General features: G+C 73.7%; 15 protein-coding genes. 7 read left to right on the top strand and 8 right to left on the bottom strand.

Going from position 1 to position 21,178, the window contains the following annotated elements:
- The first annotated feature begins 301 nt into the window (after positions 1 to 301).
- A complete protein-coding gene (locus Pen02_RS16105; protein WP_239140827.1) occupies positions 302 to 1,222 on the top strand; it encodes a phosphatase PAP2 family protein in 921 nt (306 codons plus the stop codon).
- Between the two features lie 98 nt (positions 1,223 to 1,320).
- Entirely contained in the window at positions 1,321 to 2,001 is a 681-nt protein-coding gene (locus Pen02_RS16110) for a maleylpyruvate isomerase N-terminal domain-containing protein (protein ID WP_203866874.1), read from the top strand.
- A 254-nt stretch (positions 2,002 to 2,255) separates the two neighbouring features.
- On the opposite strand, the gene Pen02_RS16115 is transcribed toward Pen02_RS16110, so the two are convergent.
- Positions 2,256 to 3,089 carry a DUF1028 domain-containing protein gene (locus tag Pen02_RS16115; RefSeq protein WP_203866875.1) on the bottom strand — a complete coding sequence of 278 codons (834 nt, stop codon included), beginning with the start codon at positions 3,087 to 3,089 and terminating at the stop codon, positions 2,256 to 2,258.
- An 85-nt stretch (positions 3,090 to 3,174) separates the two neighbouring features.
- Between Pen02_RS16115 and Pen02_RS16120 the strand changes: the two genes are divergently transcribed.
- Positions 3,175 to 4,155, top strand: a complete 981-nt coding sequence (locus Pen02_RS16120; RefSeq protein ID WP_203867272.1) for an LLM class F420-dependent oxidoreductase — start codon at positions 3,175 to 3,177, stop codon at positions 4,153 to 4,155.
- 18 nt (positions 4,156 to 4,173) lie between these two features.
- Here Pen02_RS16120 and Pen02_RS16125 read toward each other — a convergent pair whose 3' ends face one another.
- From Pen02_RS16125 to Pen02_RS42560, 5 genes are all read right to left on the bottom strand, one after another.
- Positions 4,174 to 6,588: a transglutaminase TgpA family protein gene (locus tag Pen02_RS16125; protein WP_239140830.1), complete on the bottom strand. Its 2,415-nt coding sequence runs from the start codon at positions 6,586 to 6,588 to the stop codon at positions 4,174 to 4,176.
- Positions 6,564 to 7,718: a DUF58 domain-containing protein gene (locus Pen02_RS16130; protein WP_203866876.1), complete on the bottom strand. Its 1,155-nt coding sequence runs from the start codon at positions 7,716 to 7,718 to the stop codon at positions 6,564 to 6,566. The genes Pen02_RS16125 and Pen02_RS16130 overlap by 25 nt, the downstream gene beginning before the upstream one ends.
- Positions 7,719 to 7,725: 7 nt before the next feature.
- Positions 7,726 to 8,721: an AAA family ATPase gene (locus Pen02_RS16135; protein WP_203866877.1), complete on the bottom strand. Its 996-nt coding sequence runs from the start codon at positions 8,719 to 8,721 to the stop codon at positions 7,726 to 7,728.
- 53 nt (positions 8,722 to 8,774) lie between these two features.
- Positions 8,775 to 11,408, bottom strand: coding sequence for a fibronectin type III domain-containing protein (locus tag Pen02_RS16140; protein ID WP_372445618.1), 2,634 nt, complete (start codon positions 11,406 to 11,408; stop codon positions 8,775 to 8,777).
- 253 nt (positions 11,409 to 11,661) lie between these two features.
- Positions 11,662 to 12,954: a fibronectin type III domain-containing protein gene (locus tag Pen02_RS42560; protein ID WP_275413582.1), complete on the bottom strand. Its 1,293-nt coding sequence runs from the start codon at positions 12,952 to 12,954 to the stop codon at positions 11,662 to 11,664.
- A gap of 230 nt (positions 12,955 to 13,184) precedes the next feature.
- Here Pen02_RS42560 and Pen02_RS16150 point away from each other — a divergent pair, with 230 nt between their 5' ends.
- The gene (locus tag Pen02_RS16150; protein ID WP_203866879.1) at positions 13,185 to 16,556 is read left to right on the top strand and encodes a S8 family serine peptidase; all 3,372 of its coding nucleotides are present in this window, start codon (positions 13,185 to 13,187) and stop codon (positions 16,554 to 16,556) included.
- 72 nt (positions 16,557 to 16,628) lie between these two features.
- Here the strand turns inward: Pen02_RS16150 and Pen02_RS16155 are convergent, their stop codons facing one another.
- Complete coding sequence (locus Pen02_RS16155; protein WP_203866880.1) at positions 16,629 to 17,207, bottom strand: LURP-one-related family protein; 579 nt, start codon at positions 17,205 to 17,207, stop codon at positions 16,629 to 16,631.
- 141 nt (positions 17,208 to 17,348) lie between these two features.
- Between Pen02_RS16155 and Pen02_RS16160 the strand changes: the two genes are divergently transcribed.
- Complete coding sequence (locus tag Pen02_RS16160; RefSeq protein ID WP_203866881.1) at positions 17,349 to 17,996, top strand: histone deacetylase; 648 nt, start codon at positions 17,349 to 17,351, stop codon at positions 17,994 to 17,996.
- A gap of 197 nt (positions 17,997 to 18,193) precedes the next feature.
- Here the strand turns inward: Pen02_RS16160 and Pen02_RS16165 are convergent, their stop codons facing one another.
- The gene (locus tag Pen02_RS16165) at positions 18,194 to 19,597 is read right to left on the bottom strand and encodes an aminotransferase-like domain-containing protein (RefSeq protein ID WP_203866882.1); all 1,404 of its coding nucleotides are present in this window, start codon (positions 19,595 to 19,597) and stop codon (positions 18,194 to 18,196) included.
- Between Pen02_RS16165 and Pen02_RS16170 the strand changes: the two genes are divergently transcribed.
- Entirely contained in the window at positions 19,596 to 20,531 is a 936-nt protein-coding gene (locus Pen02_RS16170) for a DMT family transporter (protein WP_203866883.1), read from the top strand. The two genes, Pen02_RS16165 and Pen02_RS16170, sit on opposite strands and share 2 nt — an antisense overlap.
- A gap of 137 nt (positions 20,532 to 20,668) precedes the next feature.
- Positions 20,669 to 21,091, top strand: coding sequence for an RrF2 family transcriptional regulator (locus tag Pen02_RS16175; RefSeq protein ID WP_203866884.1), 423 nt, complete (start codon positions 20,669 to 20,671; stop codon positions 21,089 to 21,091).
- Positions 21,092 to 21,178 lie beyond the last annotated feature (87 nt).

Genomic DNA, 21,178 nt, shown 5'->3' on the forward strand with positions numbered 1-21,178 from the left:
ACCAGGGGGTGCCGCCCGCCCGGTTCCGTGTTCCGGTCGGAGGTACCACGGATGTCCCTGCCAGCGGAACGTCATTCCGTGGAGCTGAGTTGGCGAAGATTTTCGTGACGTACCCGGGCGAAGACACTGAGTTTCCAGTCAGTCCCGGGGTGCCCCGGGGACCCAAGACGGAGTATCCTGGCGTCAGTGGGAGGGGCCGCTTCCCCCGTGGCGGCCCCTCCCGCTTCTTGTTGTCCCGCCCCTTCCGAGTCCGGGTGGTGCGGTGTCGGCTATGCCGGGTGCGTCCGATACGGTGTCCGGCGTGCGTGGCCGAAGCGGCATTCTGACAGCGTCCTGGTTGGTCCTGCTGACCGCCGTGCAGGTCCTCGCGTTCGTCGTGGTCTGGCGGTTCGCCGTCGGCACCGAACACGGCCAACTGCTGGACACCATCGCGCTGACCGGGAACTCCATCGGGCAGCAGCGGATCGAGGGCATCGTCGGCGGTGTACTCAACGCGGTCTCGCTGCTCTCGCTGCTCGTCGCCACCGCGGTCATCGGCTTCATCGCGCTGATCCGGGTCCGGATCACCCTGGCGGTGGTGACCGTACTGCTGATCGCGGGGTCGAACTTCACCACCCAGATACTCAAGCACTTCATCGAACGGCCCGACTTCGACGTGGACGAGGCTCGGGAGGCAGCCGGCAACAGCCTGCCCAGTGGACACACCACGGTCGCCGCCTCGGTGGCGATCGCGCTGGTCATGGTGCTGCCGCCCCGGGTACGCGGCTGGGGTGCCCTGGTCGGCGCCGGCTACGCCGCCGCTGCCGGCGTCGCCACCCTGTCCGCCGGCTGGCACCGGCCCAGCGACGCGGTGACGGCGCTGCTGGTGGTCGGCGCCTGGGCGTCGGCGGCCAGCCTGGTGCTGCTGCTGACCCAGCGGGAGACCGCGCAGGTCGAGGCCGCCGACGGCAACCGCCGGGTCACCTCCGTACTCGCCATCGTCGGCCTGGCCCTGCTGCTGGTCGCCGCGATCGCCCTCGGCTGGACCGACGGCGTGCGGTCGACCCCGATCCCCGAGTTCGACCGGCACCAACTCCTGGTGGCGTACGGCGGCAGCGCGGCCGGAATCGCCGGCACCGCCGCCCTGATGACCGCACTGGTACTCGTCGCCCTGCACCGGGTGGTGCCCCGGCACACCGGCCGGGGCGCTGTCCCGGCCGAGGACGAGCCGGATGGTCCCTAGCCTGGTCGGCCGAGGCGCTGTCCCGGCCGAGGACGAGCCGGATGGTCGCTAGCCGGGTCGACCGGGGCGCTGTTCCGGCCGAGGACTAGCCTGGCGACGTGCGGGTGATCGAGGCGTTCCGGTCCGAGGCGGCCCGGCTCGCCGAAGTGTTGGCCGGGCTGGCCGAACCGGACTTCACGCGGCCCACGCCCTGTCCACCCTGGACCGTGCGGGAGCTGGCCGCGCACGTCGGCACCGGGGCCGGCCGGGTGGTCGGGATGTTGGCGGCGCCGGCACCACCACGCGCCGAGGTCGACGCCGCCCGGTACTTCGGGCCGGCCAAGTTCACGCCCGACACCGACGCCGCCCGGATCGACATGGCCCGGACCGAGGGCGCCGGGTTCGGCAGCGGCCGGGAACTGGCCGAGGACTTCGCCCGCACCTGGCGCGCCGCGTACGCGGCCAGCGTCGCGGCCCCGCCCGGACGGGTGGTCCGGACCAGGCACGGCGATCCGATGACCCTGGAGGAGTTCCTGGTCACCCGGGTGGTGGAGCTGGGCGTGCACGGACTCGACCTGGCCACCGCCCTGGACCGGGAGCCGTGGCTGACCGAGCCGGCCGGCGAACTGATCGCCGGACTGCTGACCGGAGCGGCCGGCCCGGCCGGCGCCGGGCTGGCCGAGGAACTGGGCTGGGACCGGCTGACCCTGGTCGCCAAGGCCACCGGCCGGCAACCGCTCACCACACCGGAACGGGCCGAGGTCGACCGGCGCGGCGTACGCTGGCTCGCCTTCGGCTGAAGCGTGCGCCGGCCGCGTTCCGGCTGGCTGGCGTGGTCGCGGTCTCCTGATCGACGCCAGGCTCGCCGGCTCCGCTTCCGGCTGACCGGTGCGGTCGCCGTCTCCCAGTCGGCGCGGCGTGCGCCGGCCGTGTTTCGGCTGGCTGGCGTGGTCGCCGACTCCCGATCGGCGCGGCGTGCGCCGGCCGCGTTTCGGCTGACCGCCATGCGCTCGCCGACGCCCGCACCGTCACCGCCGTGGTGCCGGCCCGCTCGTCAGGACCGGGCGCGCAGGTGGGCCAGCACCACCGGGTCGATCCTGGCCGGCACCAGCCGTTCCTCCAGGTTCTCCACGCCCGCCCAGGCGGCGAGCCGGGCGTCCAGCTCGGAACGGTCGCCCCGGAAGCCCAGCCCGGCCAGCAGACGGGACACCTCGTCGGCCAGCTCGCCGGTCAGCTCGCGCAGCGTCTCCGGGTCGGGCCGCTCGAAGAGCATCCGGTGCACCTCGAGCAGCCGGGCCAGCTCGGTAACCGGATCCGGATGGTCGTCCACCCGCAGGTCCACCACGACGTCGCTGCCGCCGCCGTACCCGCCACGGCGGCCGACCACCAGCAGGGCGGCGCTCTGCCGGCCGCGCCGGTCGCCACCGGCCAGGTCACCGGCCCGGAGCGCGTCCAGCAGCCGGTCCGGGAAGCGCCGGTCGACACCGCCCAGCCAGGCGTCCCGCATCTCGTCGACGACCTGCGGCCCGACCAGGATGTTGCCCTGGACCGCCCAGCCGGTACCGGCCTGCCCGCCGGCCCAGTCGTGGCAGTCGGCCCCGGTGTAGGTGGCACCCGTACCGTCCGCGTCGACCACTCCGAGCTGCCGGTGCGTACGGCCGGAGTCGGCGGCGACCAGCCCGGCCACCGCGTCGGCCGCGCCCAGACCCGTACGCAGGAAAGCCAGCCCCTGCGGCCGGTACGCCAGGTTCGCCTGCGCCTGGGTGGCCAGCGCGCCCACCTCGGCCTCGGCCGCCGGCACCAGGGCGCCGACCCCGAGGAACTTGCTCGCGACCGCGACACCGTGCAGCCGGCCGTCGTCGGATCGCGCCACGATGGAGAAGGTCACCCGGCAGAGGCTACAAGATCTGGCCGGAGATGTTGCCGGGGCAGAGCGGAGCGGGCACCATCGATCGGTGACCACACGCTGGGCAATGACGGTGCCGCTGAGCGGCGTGCCGCTGGACGGGCACGACGGGATCTACGCCGCGCTCGCCGAGGCGGGGTTCACCGACCTGTGGTCCGCCGAGGTGGCCGGCAGTGACGCCTTCACCCCGCTGGCGCTCGCCGCCGCCTGGCAGCCGGCGCTGCGGTTGGGTACCGCCGTCGCCCCGGTGTTCACCCGGGGCCCCGGGCTGTTGGCGATGAGCGCGGCGGCGCTGGCCGAAGCCGCGCCCGGCCGGTTCTCGCTCGGCATCGGCGCCTCGTCACCGGTGCTGGTGCAGGACTGGAACGCGGTCCGGTTCGACGACCCGTTCCGGCGCAGCCGGGACGTACTGCGCTTCCTGCGGGCGGCGCTGCGGGGCGAGCTGGTCGACGAGGTCTACGACACCTTCACCGTACGACGGTTCCGGTTGGAGCGTCCGCCGGCCGTACCGCCGCCGATCCTGCTGGCCGCGCTCCGGCCCCGGATGCTGCGGCTGGCCGGCGCCGAGGCGGACGGGACGATCCTCAACTGGCTGGCCGACGACGACGTGCCGAAGGTGCTCGCCGCGTTGGGGGAGCGCCGACCCGGGTTCGAGGTGGCCGCCCGGATCTTCGTCTGCCCGACCGAGGACGCCGGGTACGCCCGGACGTTCGCCCGGCGGCTGATCGCCACCTACCTGACCGTGCCGGCGTACGCCGCGTTCCACCGCTGGCTCGGCCGGGAGCCGGTGCTCGCGCCGATGTGGCGGGCGTGGGCGGCCGGCGACCGCCGGGCTGCCGCAGACTCGCTACCGGACGAGCTGGTCGACGCCCTGGTCGTGCACGGCAGCCCGGAGACCTGCCGGTCCCGGGTCCAGCGTTACGTCACGGCCGGAGTGGACGTACCGGTGCTGGCCCTGCTGCCCACCCCGGAACTGGCCGCCGGTGGCGCGGCCGCACTGACCACCCTGATCGCCCAGCTCGGCCCGGTGACCACACTGCCGGACTGATCCGGTGGTGGCTGCCGGTCAGCGGCGCCAGCGGAGCGGGCCGGGATGCAGCGACCACAGCACCCGACGCCACCACGGCCGGCCGGCGCGGAGTTCGGCCGCGTACGCCACGGCCAGCTCGCCCGCCTGTCGGGCCTGCTCGTCGGTGGCGTTGCCGGGCGCGAACGCGGCCAGGTTGACCAGCGCGGCCAGGTCGTCCACCGGCGGTGCGGCCGGACGGAGCGGCTCGGGACGGCCCGGCTCCGGCGTCTGCGGAACGAGGTCGGCGTGCGGCCCGAGGTCGGAGCCGGGGCCGGCCGCACCGGCCAGGCTGGACCGGGCGTGCGCGGCGACCTCGGTGGCCGCGAGATGCTCCGGCACCGGCCGTCCGGCCAGCCGCAGCGCGTCGGTCACCTCCCGCCAGGCACCGGCGATCCGCTGCGCCGGCAGCCCTTCGGCGAGCCGCCGGCGGCGCTGGGCCCGGCGCAGGCCGACGACCAGGGTGGCCAGCCCGGCCAGCAGGAGCAGCAGGCCACCGGTACCGCCGCCGACCAGTACCGGCGTGCCGAGCCCGGCGCCCCGGCCCGGACCGGCCTGTGGACCGGCGCTGCCGCTGGGTGTCGCCTCCGGGCTCTGCGTCGCCTCGTCCGGCGGCGGGGTCGGATCCTCCGGCTCCGGCTTGAAGTCCTGCTCGACCGGCTTGGGCCGGGTGTTCGGCTTCGGCAGCGGGTCGAACGCCACCCAGCCGAGACCGTCGAAGAGCACCTCCGGCCAGGCGAGCGCGTCCGCGCCGCGTACCGGTCCGGTGCCGGTGGGCGCCTGGAAGCCGACCACCACCCGGGTGGGCAGCCCGGTCATCCGGCCGAGCACGGCGAAGGCGGCGGCGAACTGCTCGGAGGTGCCGCGCTGCCCGCCGCCGGTGCTCGGGCCGAAGAGGAAGAAGTTGAGGTTGGGATAGGCATGCCCGCTGGGCGCGTCGGCGACCACCCGGTAGTGCTCGGCGAGGAACGTCGCGATCGCGTCGGCGCGGGCGTACGGCGCCCCGTTGTCCTCGGCGAGTTGGGCGGCGAGCTGCTGCATCTGCTCCGGCGCGCCCGGCTCGACCTTCAGGTATCGGGCCACCGCGTCCCCGGCCGGGACGTTCGCCGAGGTCAGCAGGCTGTAGTCCGGGTACTCCCGCCGCGAGGTGACCGAGTAACTCAGGCCCGGCGTCAGCCCCTCCGGCCGGATCAGCGTCCCGCTGTCCTGGTCGTACGCGACCCGGGCGCCGGTCACCTCGCGTGGCGTGGACACCGCCGGCAGCAGCCGACCGGTCAGACTGTCCACGGTGATCTGCTGCACGACCTGTTCCACCCGGGCGTCCGGCAGCGGGTCCGTCTCCGGCAGCACCCGCCCGGCGTTCCGGTACGTCGCGCCGACCCGCCAGGTCACCCCGTCGTAGTCGCCCAGCACCGCGAGCCGGATCCGCAGCCCGGCCGGCGGACCGTCCTCCTCCTCGACGGCCGGCTCCTCGCCCTCGCCGCTCGGGGTCGGCGCGGCGGTGGCCGCCGGAGAGCCGGCCGGCGCCGGTCCGCCCGGTCCGCCACTCGCCACGTCTAGCAACTTCTGGTCCGGGTTCAGCGCCCAGCCGGAGATCCGGATCAGTGGATTCTCGTCCAGGCTGTCCACCTGGGGCGGTTGGACGTAGCGGCGCGGATCGACCGGGGTGGTGCCGACCTGCCGAGCCACCACCGGAGCCAGCAGCGCGGCGAGCCCGAGTACCAGGACCAGGCCGAGTGCGGTGCTGGCGAGCGTCCGGGCCCGTAGCGCGGCCCGGACGGCGGGAGTCAGGTCGCCGGCCGGGTCGGGCGAACCGCTCCGGTCCGGCCGGGCCGGCCGTGCACCGGCGGCCAGTGCCACCGCTCCGGCGGCGGCGAACGCGATCGTCAACCAGGGCGTCGTGTCGGCGTTCGGGCCGACCACGTAGAGCGCGCCCGCGTACAGGCCGGCGGGGGCGGTCAGGCCGAGCAGCACCCTGTCCGCCCGGATCCCGATCTCGGCACCGGCCAGCCCGGCAAGCCAGGCCGCGACGAGTGGCACGATCACCGTGTCCGGCAACGGCTCCACCGGGATCAGCGCGGTGAGCAGCCGAGGAATGCCGTTGCGGGCGGCGTCCGCCGCCACGGTGCCGAGCGAGCCGGGCAGGTCGGCGCGCTGCGCGGTGAACCAGAGCGCGGCGGCGGTGTAGCCGAGCAGGGCCAGCACCGAGAGCGGGGCGACCAGCCAGGACGGCAGGCGCCGGGTGGCCAGGCTGACCCCGACGGAGCCGATGGCCGCGCCGAGAACCAGCCGGCTGAGCAGCGGGTCGGCGTACACCCCGCCGAGGACCGCGCCGGCCAGGCCGATCATCGCCACCAGGGCCAGCGGCACCGGCAGCGCCCGGAGCAGGCTCACCACCGGCGTACCCCGTCCCACTCGGCCGCGAACTCCGCCCCGTCGGCGGCGTCGATCACGACCAGTCCGGTCGAGCCGGCCGGGGTCTGGCCGCCGGCCCCGAACATCCCGGCCACCACCGACGGGTACGCGGGGCGCAGCGCGCCGACGTAGCCGAGGTCGGCGGCGGCGCCCGGACCGGTGAGGAAGACCAGGGTGTCGCCGAGTTTCTCCTGCCGCAGCCGCAGTGTCGTGGTGCGCAGCGGGTCGCCCTCGCCGCCCCGCGTCCCCGGCACCAGGTCGGCGGCGGCCAGCCGGTCCAGGAACTCCCCGGAGCCGTCGGTCTCGGCGACCAGCAGCAGGGTCACCGGCAGGTCCTCCCGACGGGCGGCCACCACCACCGAGGCCGCCGCCTCGCAGGCCGACTCGAACGTCTCGGCGACGCCGTCGACCCGCCCCGGATGGGCACCGGCCCGGTTGTCCAGCAGTACGACGATCCGGGGCAGGCTGGTGTCCAACTGCTCCTTGACCATCAGCTCGCCGACCTTGGCACTGCTCCGCCAGTGCACCCGGCGGAGTTCGTCGCCGACGACGTACTCCCGGAGCGAGTCGAAGGTGATCGAGCCCTGCGGCACCTTGTCGATCCGCCCGTCCATGCTCCGGGCGATCCCGGCGGGGACTGCGGCCAGCGGGTGGATCCGGGGGTGCACCCAGACCTGGGCGGTGTCGCCGTGCGAGCGGGCCACGGTGATCAGCCCGAGCGCGTCCCGGCCGGTGACCCGGAGCGGACCGACGGCGATCACGCCGCGCCGGGTGGTCGGGACCGGATAGCTGACCGTGGTGTCCCGGCCGGGACGCAGCCGGAGCAGTGGCACCGGCACTCCACGGTTGCCGCAGCGGTCCTCGGCGATCAGGTTGGCCGAGCGGAGCCGGGCGCTGTTACGCACCGTCAGGGTCATGCTGGCCGGCTCGCCCCGGCCCACCCGGTCCGGGTCGGCCACCCGGGTCACGCCGAGCCGGGGCCGCCAGGCGGCGTTGCCGGCGGCGCAGGCCAGCGCGATCGTCGCGGCCGTGCCGAGCAGGGCGAGCCCCGGGTAGCCGAACTGGAAACCGGTGACCAGGAGGATGGCGGCACCGACGAGCAGACCGATGCCACGTGAGGTGATCGTCATGACGCGGTCAGGTGCCTGCCGGGGCCAACTGCCCCGAGGGCAGCGGCACCGGCACCGACGCGACCGCCTCGTGCAGCACCTCGGTCGCGGTCACGCCCCGGACCTGGGCGTCGGGGGAGAGCAGGACCCGGTGTGCGAAGACCGGCTCGGTGAGGAGTTTGAGGTCTTCGGGGAGGATCCAGCCGCGCCCGTCGATCAGGGCGTACGCGCAGGCCGCGCGGGTCAGCGCGATCACGCCCCGGGGACTGACCCCGACCCGTACGTGTGGATGGTTGCGGGTCGCCGCAGCCAGCCGGACCGCGTACGCGTAGAGCGGGTCGGCGATGTGCACCCGCTGGGCCATCCGGACCATCTCCCCGACGGTGGCGGTGTCGGTCACCGGCTCCAACGCCTCCGGGGAGCGCATCGGGGCACCCCGGAGCACCTCGATCTCGACCGCCTCGTCGGGATAGCCGACCGAGAGCTTCACCAGGAACCGGTCGAGCTGCGCCTCGGGCAGCCGGTAGGTGCCGTCCATCTCGACCGGATTCTGGGTGGCGACCACCAGGAACGGCCTGGGCACCGGGTGCCGGACGCCGTCCACGGTGACGTTGCGCTCCTCCATCACCTCCAGCAGCGCCGACTGGGTCTTCGGGGACGCCCGGTTGATCTCGTCCGCGATGACGATGTTGGCGAAGACCGGGCCGGGGTGGAACTCGAAGCTCCGACTGCCCTGGTTGAAGATGGTCACCCCGGAGACGTCGGCGGGGAGCAGGTCGGGGGTGAACTGGATGCGCCGCCACTGACCGTGCACGGTGGCGGCGATCGCCCGGGCCAGGGTGGTCTTGCCCACCCCGGGCACGTCCTCCAGCAGGACGTGCCCCTGGGCGAACAGCGCGGTGAGCGCCAGCCGGACCACGTGCGGCTTACCCAGCACCACCGAGTTGATGTTCTCGGCGATCCGGGCGGCCAGGTTGGCGAAGCCCTGCACATGGTGCGGGGTAAGCGGCTCGTGGTTGTTCACGGTCGTGGTGCTCCTTGTTACCGCAGGGTGCTGCCTGTTACCGGTTGACGCGGTCAGCAGGTGGGCAGGATGTTGATACTGTCGCCCCCCTCGAGGTTGAGCCAGGCGAACGGGATGTACGGCGTACCGCCGTTCCACTCGATCCGGACCCACCACGTGCTGCGCTTGTCGTTGTTGTAGACGTACGCGTAGACCTCTTCACCGGATGCCTTGCAGAGCGACTTGATCCGGGTGCCCGGCTTCGCCCAGCCGGCCTTGCGGTCGTCGTCCTGCCGGGTCACCGAGAATATCTCGTTGCCGTTCCGGCCCGGACCGTCGGAGTCGCAGTACGTCCGCTGGTCGCCGGAGGAGCCGTTGTTGCAGGTGGCGATGCCGAAGACGGCAGCGGTCGCCTTGCCGACCGTGTCGGTGCCGTTGCCGGCCGCGTTGGTCGCCGTGACGGTGAAGTCGTAGTTGGTGCCAGGAGTCAGTCCGGTGACCCGGATGCTGGAGCAGTTGCCGTTGACCTTGGCCCGGCCGGCCGGGGTCACCGAGCAGGCCGCTTCGCCGCCGCCGTCGTTCACGGTGAAGTTGACCGTGACCGAGGTGGCGTCGGCGGTGGTGCCGGTGATGGTGACCCGGGGCGCGGCGACAGTGCTGGCACTGTCGGTGGCGGCGGCGCCGGGACCTGCCTCGTTGACCGCCTGCACCCGGACGGTGACGTTCGCGCCGTCACCCAGCTCTCCCACGGTGGCCTGGGTGTCGGTCACCTCGCTCTTCTTACCACCGGCGTCGACCACGTACTTCGTGATCGGGCGGCCGTTGTCGGCGGGCGGGTTCCAGCTCATCGAGATGGTGCCGCGCGAGCCGGCGACGGTACGCGCCTCGAGGCCGACCGGCGCCTCCGGAGTGGTGAACGGCACGACGCTGTTGCTGGCCGGCGAGGCGGCCGAACCGGCGCCCTTCTCGTTGATGGAGACGACGGTGAAGGCGTACTGGTTGCCGTAGTCGAGTTCGCCGGCCGGGATCACCAGCTCGGTCTTGGTCGACTCGCCGACGGGTGCGTTGGCGCCGGCCGAGATCGCGGTCACCGCGTACTTGTTGATCTTGTAGCCCTGCCCGTTGGCGGCCGGCCACTTGACCACGACGGTGCCGTCCGGTCGCTCCTCGGCGGTGACGCTGGCCGGCGGGTCCGGCACCTCGGAGGTGGGTACCACCGGGTTGCTCTTCTTCGCCGGGCCGGCGCCCTTGCTGTTCACCGCGTGCACGGAGAACTGGTAGGTCTCGCCGTTGGTCAGGCCGGTCACCTCCAGCGAGCGCTGGTTGGCGCCCACCTCGAAGGTCCGGCCGGCGCCCTGCACCACGTAGCGGGTGATGGCCGCACCGTTGGCGGCGGCGGGCCGCCAGTTCACCCGGGCCTGGGCGTTGCCGGCGGCGGCGGTCACCGACTTCGGCGCGCTCGGCTTGCTGATCACCGGCTTCGGCGGCGGCGGAGGCGGCGGCGGGTTCGGCGGCGGGTCACCACCGAGAATGTCGTTGGCGTACTTGTTGACGTCCTTGACCTGGTGCTTGTCGTCGATGACCCGGGCGACGGCGGAGTTCGGGGCGTTGATGAAGAGGTGGTTCTCCCGCACCTCCAGCTCCAGCGGCCCGTTCGCACCCGGAATCTCGATCTTCTCCAGCAGCTTCCCGGTCTCGTCGAACGAGTAGACCGTGCCGGTCTCCTGTTCCGCGCAGTAGAACCGGTTGGCCCAGGCGACGGCGGGGCTGAGCTGGCTGCCGGCGCCGGGCACCTTGAACTGCTGCCCGACGGCGCCGTTGTCGGCCACCACGACGTTGCGGTCGTCCAGCACCGTGACCGGCACCCGGGGGCCGGTGGTCCGGGGCGGCATGAAACCGGGCCCGGTCAGCGGCAGTGTGACCGGCCGCTTGTCCTTGCCGCGCAGCGTGGTCAGCGTGTTGGTGGTCCGGTCCAGCACGGCCACGCCGTCGTCCAGTGTGGAGATTCCCAGGTCGTGGCTCGGGTCGGCGACCGCGTCGTTGAAGACCTGCTCCGGGCTGACGCCGCCGCCGGTGCCGCCGCTGCCGGACTCCGGCAGCTTGGCGGCGGTGATGGCCGAGACGGTCCCCTCGCTGGGCACCGCGACCCAGAGCCGGCCGGTCCCGTCGAACTGGCCGCCGGTGATCCCCGGTGGATAGTTGATCTGCTCGCCGACCGGGGTCAGCGAGCGGGGGTCGAGCTGCCGCACGATGCCCTGCACCGCGTCGACGACGAATGCCGCGTCCTCGTGCAGCGCCACGTTGACGCCGAGTCCGGCGGTGGTCTTGGTGGTCGCGACGATCTGGAGGGTGGCCAGGTCCAGCGAGCTGACCTGGCCGGTGTTGAGGTCGCGCAGGATCAGCAGCCGGTCGGTCTGCACGACCTGCATCTGGTGGCTGCGGCCCTGCGGGACCTGCACCCGGGTGTCGACCCGACCGGTGACCCCGTTGACCCGGGCCAGTTCGCTCTTGGTCGTGCTCCACAGCCAGGAACTGGCGTCGAAGCTGGCCACGGCGTTGTCGGCGGCGCCGAGGCCGAGCACGGTCAGCCCCATCGCGGCGGCCAGCGCGGCCACGGTGGCGATGGTGACCACTCCACCCCGGAGCCGGGACCGACGGCGGGCTGGAGGCGCGCCCGGCGCCACATCGGCGGGAGGGGCCCCGCCGATGCCGTCACTGCCTGTCAAGCCGTTGCCTGTGGTGACCACAGCCGGCCGCCTCCCCACCCCGTGGGCGGTCGTGTCCAACCGCCGTTGTCAGCGAATCTTTCCCGAAACCGCGTGCCATCATAGGGCCCCGGCTATGCCTGCGGGTACCCGGAACGTGCCGTTGTGGACAGACGCGGCGTGAATTGTGGATAAGCTCCGTGGTCCGCTCCCGTCTCCGCAGGTCAGCGGGGTGGGAACGGTTGTCGAATTGTGATCAGCCTGGCGTCGCCCCGGCGCCGTCCCGCTTCGTGCAGGCGAGATCCGACGGGGCGAATTCGTTGGTCGAATAGACGGCGAGCACCGAGAAGCAGTAATCGAGCTTGGGGTTCAACGCGTTTACCTTGTACGTGGTCTCGCCAGCACTGAGCGTAGTCATCGGCTTGGTCTGCTGGCCCGCACGGGCAGCCGCGACGACGAACGGTACCGTCCCGCCGCTCGGGTCGGTCCAACTGATGGTGATCGCCGTACCCTCGTCGACCAGCTTCAGGTCGGTCGGCGGTTCACCGGCCACGACCGGCTCGCCGCGCTCGTCGGCCGGCCCGGAGTCCGGGGAGCCGCTCTTGTCGACGACGACTGCGACCACCACCACGATCGCGGCGACCACCGCTGCGGCGGCGGCCACCGCGGCGGCCACGGTCGAGCCACGGCCCCGGCTCGGCTCCGGGGCCGGTGCCGGCGCGGCGGAGGTGGGGGTCGGCGTGATCACCGGGTACGACTCGAGCTGCGCGACCGACTGCGCCGAGTACGGCGGGTACGTCGACGACGTCTGCTCGGCGGCGGTCGGCGCCCACGCCGAGGTCTGCGCTACCGCCGGATATCCCGACACCGGCTCGGTGGCCGACGGGTAGGTCGGAGTGCTGGCGACCGACTGGAACAGTCCGTCGCCGCCCGGCCGGGCCGGCGGTGCCTGCGTCGGGTGCGGTGCCGAAACCGGCGGCACGGGCGGTGCCGAGGCCACGGGCTGCGGCCCGGGCGGCGCGGAGAATGGGGCGGGTGGTGCCGACAGGGGAGCGGGCGGGGCCGAGTACGGTGCGGCCGGTGCCGAGACCGGCGCGGGCCCGACCGGTTCTCCGCCGCCGCCGGGCGCCTCGCCGAGGTAGTCCCGGGCCGCCCGGACCTGCCAGTGGTCGTCGCCGAGCACACCGGGACCGAACGACGCGACCCGGCCGAAGTTGCGGCGGGCCTCGTGCCGGTTGCCCAACTCCTCGGCGACGGCGCCGAGTTCGAAGCTGAGCGCCAGCATCAGCGGGTCGGCGTCACCACGGTGCTGGGCGTCGAGCAACGCCTCTTCCAGCAGCCGTCGGGCCGCCGCCGGGTCGTCGGCCTCCCGGTGCCACTGGGCCAGCACCTGTACGGTGCCGAGCACCTCCGGATGGTCCTTGCCATACGCCGGTCGCGCCGCGTCGAGTGCCTGTGCGAGCAGCCGCCGGGCGGCCGGATCGTCGCCGCCGTCGCGGAGTGCCCGGGCGCGGCCCTGTACGGCGGCGAGTTGTGGAGGCTGAGACACGCCCGCCATGCTGCCCCCTGGACGGGGTACGGCGCCAGCCGGGTCCCTGGTCCGGTCCCGCCGTTCCGGCGCGCTGCCGGCCGTTGTTCCGGCGTGGAAGGGCGCTGACCAGGGACGGCGACGGACGCCTCGATCCCGGTCGAAGTTTTGCGCCATCCGTCTTCAACGTTCCGTCACCGGCCCGGGTCCTTCTGGTGTCCGGAACTTCCGAACGGATGCGGGGAGTACTCATGCGAAGGAGATCCACACGGTGGGGCGGCGGCCTGGCGGTCGCCGCCTTCGTCGTCTCGTTCGGCGGCGCGGCCGGTCCGGCCGGCAAGGCGCCGGCAGCGGCGGCGCCGGCGCCGGCCGCCGACGTGGCGGAACGGCTGCCGGAGGCCCGGTCGGTCACCCTGGTCACCGGGGACCTGGTCACGGTGGGCGCCGACGGCAACGTCGGACTGGCGCCCGGCGCCGGTCGGGACGACATCTCCATCCAGGCCCGCCGGGTGGGCGGGCGTCTACACGTGATGCCGGCGGACGCGGAACCGCTGGTCCGGGCCGGCCGAGTGGACGCCCGGCTCTTCGACGTGACCACGTTGCTGGAGTCCGGTTACGACGACCGGCGGGCCGACCTGCCGCTGATCGTGACCTCGACGGGGAACCTCGGCGCGGCGCGGGGCACGGTGACCGGGCCGGGCGCCCGGGTGATCCGGGAACTGCCGGCGGTGCGCGGTCTCGCGGTCCGGGCCGACAAGCCCGAGCTGGCCGAGCTGTGGCGGGAACTCGCCGACGGTGCCGGCCCGGCCGCGCTGCGCGGCGGCGTCTCCACGCTCTGGCTGGACGGGGTACGCAAGCCGACGCTGGAGCAGAGCGTGCCGCAGATCGGCGCGCCGTCGGCCTGGCAGGGCGGGCTGGACGGCACCGGTGTGAAGGTCGCGGTGCTGGACGGCGGGGTGGACGCCGGCCATCCGGACCTGGCGGGTCAGGTGGCCGGCCAGGCCAACTTCACCGAGGGCATGGAGGACGACCGGGACCTGGACGGACACGGTACGCACGTCGCCTCGACCATCGCCGGCACCGGCGCGGCCTCCGACGGGAGGAACAAGGGGGTGGCGCCCGGGGCACGGCTGCTGGACGGCAAGGTGTGCGTGGTCTACGGGTGTCTCGACTCGTGGATCCTCGCCGGCATGCAGTGGGCCGTCGAGCAGGGTGCCTCGGTGGTCAACATCAGTCTCGGCGGCACGGACACCCCCGAGGTGGATCCGGTCGAGCAGGCCGTGCAGTCGCTCACCGAGCGGCACGGCACCCTCTTCGTGATCTCCGCCGGTAACGAAGGTGCGGACGCCACCATCGGCTCACCGGCGAGTGCCGAGGCCGCGCTCACGGTCGGTGCGGTCAACCGCGCCGACGAACTGGCCTGGTTCTCCAGTCGGGGCCCTCGGCTCGGCGACGGTGGGCTCAAGCCCGACCTCACCGCGCCGGGTGTGGACATCGTCGCGGCGAACAGCCGGGACGCGTCCGACGGTCCGACCGGGCAGCCGTACGTGACCATGTCCGGTACCTCGATGGCCACGCCGCACGTGGCGGGCGCGGCCGCGATCCTGGCCCAGCGGCATCCGGAGTGGACGGCCGGCGCGCTGAAGGCGACGCTGATGGCCTCCGCCAGGCCACGATCGGGCCTGAGCGCCTACGCGCAGGGCGCCGGCCGGGTGGACGTGGCCCGGGCGGTCGGCCAGACGGTCCGGGCCGACCCGCCGAGCGTCGGCTTCGGCCTCCAGATGTGGCCGCCGACCGACGACGTGCCGATGGCGAAGACGGTCACGTACCACAACCGCGGTTCGGCTCCGGTGACGCTGGCGTTGACGGCCGAGGGCACCGGTCCGGACGGCAGGCCCGCCCCGGCCGGGATGTTCACGTCGAGCGCGACCACGGTGACCGTACCGGCCGGCGGCAGCGCCCAGGTGACCCTCACCGCGGACACCCGGGTCGGCGGCCCGACCGGCTACTACACGGGCCGGCTCGTCGGCACCGCCGACGGCCTGGTCGTGCAGACCCCGTTCGCGATCGAGCGGGAGGCCGAGAGCTACCCGCTCACCCTGGTGCACACCAACCGGGCCGGTAAGGCGACCGACGACTACTACACGGTGCTGCACCGGCTCGACGAACCGGACGGGATAGGCGGGTACGAGCCGTACGACGCGGACGGCACGGTCACGATCCGCCTGCCGAAGGGCCGGTACGCGCTGGTGAGCGCGGTGAACGACCGGGACGGCGCCAACCGTGAGACCAGCCTGCTGGCCCAACCGGCGCTGGAGCTGACGGCGGCGACCACGGTGGCCGTGGACGGCCGTCGGGCGAAGCCGGTATCGGCGACCTCGCCGCGACCGGACGCGACCCCGCTGTTCTTCACCGTCGCGGCGGAGATCGAGATCGCCACCGGTACCGGCGGGATCGTCGTGGGCGGCGATCCGGCCGGCGGGACGTACACCGGGCTGCTCGGCGGCGGCGGGACGATCGTGCCCGGCTTCGTGAACCGGGTCTACGGGATGTGGGAGCGGGCGGGTACGACGGCCGAGGCGCCGAGCCCGTACCAGTACAACCTGGCCTGGTACGCCAAGGGGACGATGTTCGACGGCTTCCGGGGTACGGTCCGTCCGGGCGAGCTGGCCACGGTGCGGGCGCGGTACGACCGGGGAGCGTACGGCGACGGGGTGCGGCTCCTGGTCGGCGAGTTCCCGGTGATGCCCGGGTTCTCCGACTCCAGCCTGTCCCGCATGGTCGAGTTCGAGGCGCCGTTCGCGCGAACCGAGTACTTCAACACCGAGGGCGGCGTGCGGTGGGCCAAGGGGGTGCAGGAGTTGCTCCGCACCGATGAGGATCCGTTCGGGAGGAGGGTGTCGAGTCTCTCCGCGCCACCCGTGACCTACTGGTCTGGCACGGTGACGGCCACCCGGTGGAACCAGGCGGTCTTCGGGCCGACCTTCGAGGGCTACCCGGCGGGTTGGCCCTGGGTCGCTCGGCGGGGCGACGAACTGGACGTCCGGGTGCCGCTGTTCGGTGACGGCGCCGGGCGGTCCACCTGGTCGGCGATGGAGTCGGCACGGTTCGTGCTCTACCGGGACGGCGACAGGATCGCCGAGGCCGACAGTCTGGGCGCGCTGGTCGAGGTGCCGGCCGCTGCGGCCGACTACCGGATCGAGGCGACGGCGACCCGGGGCGCGCCGTTCGCGCTCTCGACCACGGTGGCGGGGGTGTGGACGTTCCGGTCCGGCCACGTCCCAGGTGACGGGCCGGTGCCGCTGCCGCTCGCCGCGGTGCGGTTCAGCCCCGAACTCGACCAGTGGAACGCCGCCCCGGCGGGCCGGCCGTTCAGCATTCCGGTGTCGGTGCGGCCCCAGCCCGGTGCGCCGGCCGCGCGGACCCGGTCGCTGACGGTCGACGTGTCGTACGACGACGGCGCGACCTGGCGCCCGGCCCAGGTCGTCGCGCCCGGCGGCACCGGCGTGGCGCGCGTCGCGCATCCGGCGGCGCCGGGCTTCGTCTCGCTGCGGGCCACCGCGACGGACAGCGCCGGTAACACCGTGCGGCAGACGGTGATCCGGGCGTACGAGATCAGGTAGCCGTCCGGATCCGGTGGGGCCGGTGCGTACGCGCCGGCCCCACCGGTCGGTCCTCCGGCCGACTTGGCCGGGTCAGCGGCTCTGCAACGCGTCCAGGCCGACCGCCATCGCGATGACCAGCCGGCGGTCGAGCTGCGGCAGGTGGACGTCGACGACGTACCGGTCGCGCAGGCCCCACTTCTTCACCACCGAGAACGCGGGCTGGCCACCGATGGTGAAGTCGAAGTGGTACGGCAGCCAGGAGAGCGAGTCGATGAACCGGCGCAGCAGCGCGACGGGCAGGCTGCGCTCCTGGCCGGTGGCCTGGCCGAGACCGGGCTGCTCGACGTGCCAGGTGGAGCGGAGCAGCGACGCCTTGAAGTCCTTGCGGAACAGTCCGATCGGGGTGCCGGCGGCGTCGGTCACGTCGTACGTGGCACCGAGGTCCATCACCTGACGGGCCTTGAAACCGAGCACCGGCTGCTGCTTGGTGTCGTCCGCATAGAGCGTGACCTGCTCCTTGAAGGCGAGCCGCTTCTGCTGGGCGAAGGCCAACAGCTCGCCCTCGGCGCCGTCCGGCCGGACCGCGTGCACCTCGTACTGGTTGACCATGAACCGGACTCGCTGCCGGATGTGGAACTGGCGCTGGGACTGGAGCACATCGAGCTGCATGGCGGAATTTCCTTTTTGTGTGGGGGTGCCCGGCGCACCTGGGGCCGGGATACCGCGACGTGGTACGCAGTGGCGCAGTCTCGGAGTGTGACACAGCGGGGCGACAGCCGGCCGCCCGGCAGCCAGGGCACATGATGGTGCATGGCCGGACGCGACCCGATCCAGATCAGCCGCCGCCCCGGTGACCGGGTGCGCTCCCTCGACCCGGTCTGGTACGCCGGCTACGGGTCGAACCTGGACGCCGAGCGGTTCCGCTGTTATCTCTCCGGTGGCCGGCCGCCCGGCGGTAGCCGTGATCATCCCGGCTGTCGGGACAGCAGTCCACCGCTGGACGACCGGCCGGTCCTGCTGGCCGGTGGGCTGTACTTCGCGCTCGAGTCGCGTACCTGGACCGGCGGAATGGCGTTCTACGATCCGGAGCTGCCCGGTGCGGTCGCGGCGCGGGCGTACCTCCTCACGGCCGACCAGTTCGCCGACGTGGCCGCGCAGGAAATGCACCGACTGCCGAGCGGACCGCTGGAGTTGATCGCCGCAGCGGTCGCGGACGGGCGGGCCAGCACGGGGCCGGGCCGGTACGAGACGGTGGTCTGCGCGGGCGTCCTCGACGGCTGTCCGGTGCTCACCCTCACCGCGCCGTGGCGGGCCGGGGACGTGCCGCCGAATCCGCCGGCACCGGCGTACGTCGCCACCATCGCCCGTGGGCTGCGGGCCAGTCACGGCTGGACCGACGAGCGGGTCGCCGACTACCTGGCCGGCTGTCCCGGCGGCCCGGCCAAGGCTCACCCGTGAATCTTCCACCGAGGTCAGGGCGACCGTCACCTTCGTCGGCATCACGGGGTGGCGCCGGCCGGTGGTGGCGCCGGCCGGTGGTGGCGCCGCCATCCGAGATCGACAAAACCGGGGCGCGGAGGCGATCGAGGCACGACGCGGTGTGGATGTTGTCGGCCTGCCACGGCTCGTTCCGGGGGGCTGCCGCGAGACGGCCGTCAGGACGCCGTGGCGCCGTGCAGGGTGCGGGCGAGCCGGCGGACCGCCTCGTCCATCAGGTCGGGTGGGGCGGCGGCGTAGCTGAGGCGTAGGTGTGCGGCCGGGGGCTCGGCGGCGTACCAGGGACGGCCGGGGAAGACGACCACGCCTTCGGCTGCCGCAGCGGTGGCCAGCGCGACGTCGTCGGTGCCCTCGGGCAGCCGGACCCAGAGGTGCAGGCCGCCTCGCGGAACCCGCTGCGGGACGAGGTCCGGCAGGTGCCGGCCGAGCGCGGCCAGCAGTGCCTCGCGGCGGGTACGCAGCGCAGTGCGCAGCGCCCGGCGGTGCCGCGCCCAGGCCGGGGCGGTGACGAACTCGACGGTGGCCTGTTGCAGGGGGCCGGCGACGAAGAAGTCGTCGAGCAGCCGGGCCGCGCGCAGCCGGGCACCGGCCGGGCCACGCGCGCCGATCGCGGCGACCCGTAGCCCGGGAGCCGCCGACTTGGTCAGCGACCGCAGGTAGACGACGTGCCCGTCGGGATCGTCGGCGGCCAGCGGTGCCGGGGGCTCCCCGTCGATGGTGAGGTCGCGGGCGTAGTCGTCCTCGATCAGGAACGCCCCGGCGTCGCGTACGGCGTCGGCGACCCGGCCCCGGCGACGGTTCGCCAGTGTCGCGCCGTGCGGGTTGGCGTGCAGCGGCTGGCAGTAGAACAGCCGGGCGCCGGTACGGGCGAACGCGGCGGCGAGCTGGTCGGGGCGTACCCCGTCGGCGTCGGCGGGTACCGGCACCACGCGTAGGCCGGCCGCCCGGGCGGTGGCCAGCGCGCCCAGGTAGGTCGGTGACTCGACGAGCACCGTGTCGCCGGGCGTGGCGAGCGCGCGCAGCGCCGTCGAGAGCGCGGCCTGTCCGCCCGGGCAGATCACCATGTCGTCGGCGCGCAGTCCGGCCCCGGTCTCGCGGGCGAACCAGGCGCGCAGGTCCGCGCGCCCCTCGGTCGGTCCGCGCTGCCAGGACGCCGGTTGCCGGGCGGCGCGGGCGAGCGCGGCGCCGAGCGCGGTGCCGGGTTGCAGTTCCTCGTCCAGGTAGCCGCCGGTCAGCGGGATCGCTCCGGCGGGCGGTAACGCCAGTAACGCCCGAAGCTCGTCCTCGCCGGGTCGGCGGGGGCCGAGCGCCACCGTCTGCCAGGACAGGTCGGCGTCGCGTCGCCGGTCCGGCGGTACGGCCACGAAGGTGCCCGTGCCGGACCGCGTCTCGACCAGCCCTTCGGCCACCAACTGCCGGATCGCCTCGGCGACGGTGACCGGCGAGGCCCGGTGCCGGGCGGTCAGCTCGCGTACCGGGGGCAGTCGGGTGCCGGGTTCGGCGGCGGTCGCCAGGGTACGCAGATCTTGGACGACGCGGGCCGCTGCGTTACCGTCATTCATGACAGGAAAGAGTAGCGCTACTGTCCCGAGTACGGTAACGGCGAACCGGCTGGTCGGCCTCGCCCTCGGCGCGCTGGGCGTACTCGCCTTCAGCGTGTCGCTGCCGGCCACCCGGGTCGCCGTGGGGCAACTCGATCCGTGGTTCGTCGCCTTCGGCCGGGCGGTCGGCGCGGCACTGCTCGGCTGGGCGTACCTGCGGATCACCGACGCGCCGCGACCCACCCGCGACCAGTGGCGGCGGCTGTCGGTCGTCGCCCTCGGCGTCGTCGTCGGCTTCCCGCTGTTCACCTCGCTGGCGCTGCTCACCCAGACCTCCGCGCACGGTGCGGTCGTCATCACCGTGCTGCCCGCCGTGACCGCCGTGTTCGCGGTGCTGCGCGCTGGCGAGCGCCCACCGCCGCTGTTCTGGGTGGCGGGCGCCGGTGGACTGCTGGCGGTGTCGGCGTTCCTCGGCGTCGGTGGCGCGGTCCACGGTGCACTGTCCCCGGCCGACCTGTTCCTGCTGGTGGCGGTGCTGCTCTGCGGCCTCGGGTACGCCGAGGGCGGCGCCCTCGCCCGCGAGTTGGGCGGCGCCCGGACGATCTGTTGGGCGTTGCTGCTCTCGTTGCCCGTCACCGGTCCCGTCACGGCCGTCGCCGCGCTTGCCGATCCACCGCGCGCCGACGGCGTCGCCTGGTCGGCGTTCGGCTATCTCACCGTGGTCTCCATGTTCCTGGGCTTCTTCGCCTGGTACGCGGGTCTGGCCCGAGGCGGCGTCGCCCGGGTCGGGCAGGTCCAGTTGGTGCAGCCGGTGCTCACCCTGGGCTGGTCGGCGCTGCTGCTGGGCGAGTCCGTCACCCCGGCCTCGGTCGCGGCGGCGCTGGTGGTGCTCGGCTGTGTGGTGCTGACCCAACGCACCCGGAGCGGCGGGTCCGGGGATCGCGGTGGGACGTGAATTGACTCCCCGGTTCCCGACCGACAGTATTCCTAGCTAATAGATAGGGATTATGGGTTGGGGCGCGGTGCCGGCGAGGATGGCCGGGCCGGTGCCGGCCCCGGGTCGCGATCGAACCGATCGGAGGCGCATCCGCGGTGCACATCTCCGCGCGTACCGACTATGCCGTCCGGGCGATGCTGGTCATCGCCGAAGCCCACCCGAGCCTGGTCAAGACCTCGGAGATCGCCGTTGCCGAGCGGATCTCGGCGAGTTTCCTGTCGGAGATCCTGATGGAACTGCGGCGCAGCGGGCTGCTGCTGACCTTCCGGGGTACCGAGGGCGGCCACGCGCTCGCCCGGTCGGCGGACGCGATCAGCGTCGGCGACATCCTGCGGGCCACCGACGGCGTCCTGATCACGACGGTACGGGGCCGGCCGACCGCCCTGGCCAGCTATCACGGGGTGGCCCGGGGCCTGCGCGACGTCTGGCTCTCGCTGGACCGGGCCATCACCGAGATAGTCGACCGGACCACCCTGGCCGACCTGCTCGCCGACGGGGCGCGGTCGCAGGCCGGGTGACGGTCGTCCAGGTCCGGCCCCGCCGGATCGGCTTCCCGGCCCAGGGTTGACCCTCCCGCCAGGTCCATGTCCCGGCGTACGTGCTCC

The sequence above is a fragment of the Plantactinospora endophytica genome, assembly GCF_016862915.1.
Lineage (GTDB): Bacteria > Actinomycetota > Actinomycetes > Mycobacteriales > Micromonosporaceae > Plantactinospora > Plantactinospora endophytica.

Excerpts from the sequence above, each read along its gene's own strand:
- Pen02_RS16120 (WP_203867272.1), top strand. The coding sequence starts at position 3,175 with ATGACGGTGCCGCTGAGCGGCGTGCCGCTGGACGGGCACGACGGGATC.
- Pen02_RS16130 (WP_203866876.1), bottom strand. The coding sequence starts at position 7,718 with ATGACGATCACCTCACGTGGCATCGGTCTGCTCGTCGGTGCCGCCATC.
- Pen02_RS16150 (WP_203866879.1), top strand. The coding sequence starts at position 13,185 with ATGCGAAGGAGATCCACACGGTGGGGCGGCGGCCTGGCGGTCGCCGCC.
- Pen02_RS16155 (WP_203866880.1), bottom strand. The coding sequence starts at position 17,207 with ATGCAGCTCGATGTGCTCCAGTCCCAGCGCCAGTTCCACATCCGGCAG.
- Pen02_RS16160 (WP_203866881.1), top strand. The coding sequence starts at position 17,349 with ATGGCCGGACGCGACCCGATCCAGATCAGCCGCCGCCCCGGTGACCGG.
- Pen02_RS16170 (WP_203866883.1), top strand. The coding sequence starts at position 19,596 with ATGACAGGAAAGAGTAGCGCTACTGTCCCGAGTACGGTAACGGCGAAC.
- Pen02_RS16165 (WP_203866882.1), bottom strand. The coding sequence starts at position 19,597 with ATGAATGACGGTAACGCAGCGGCCCGCGTCGTCCAAGATCTGCGTACC.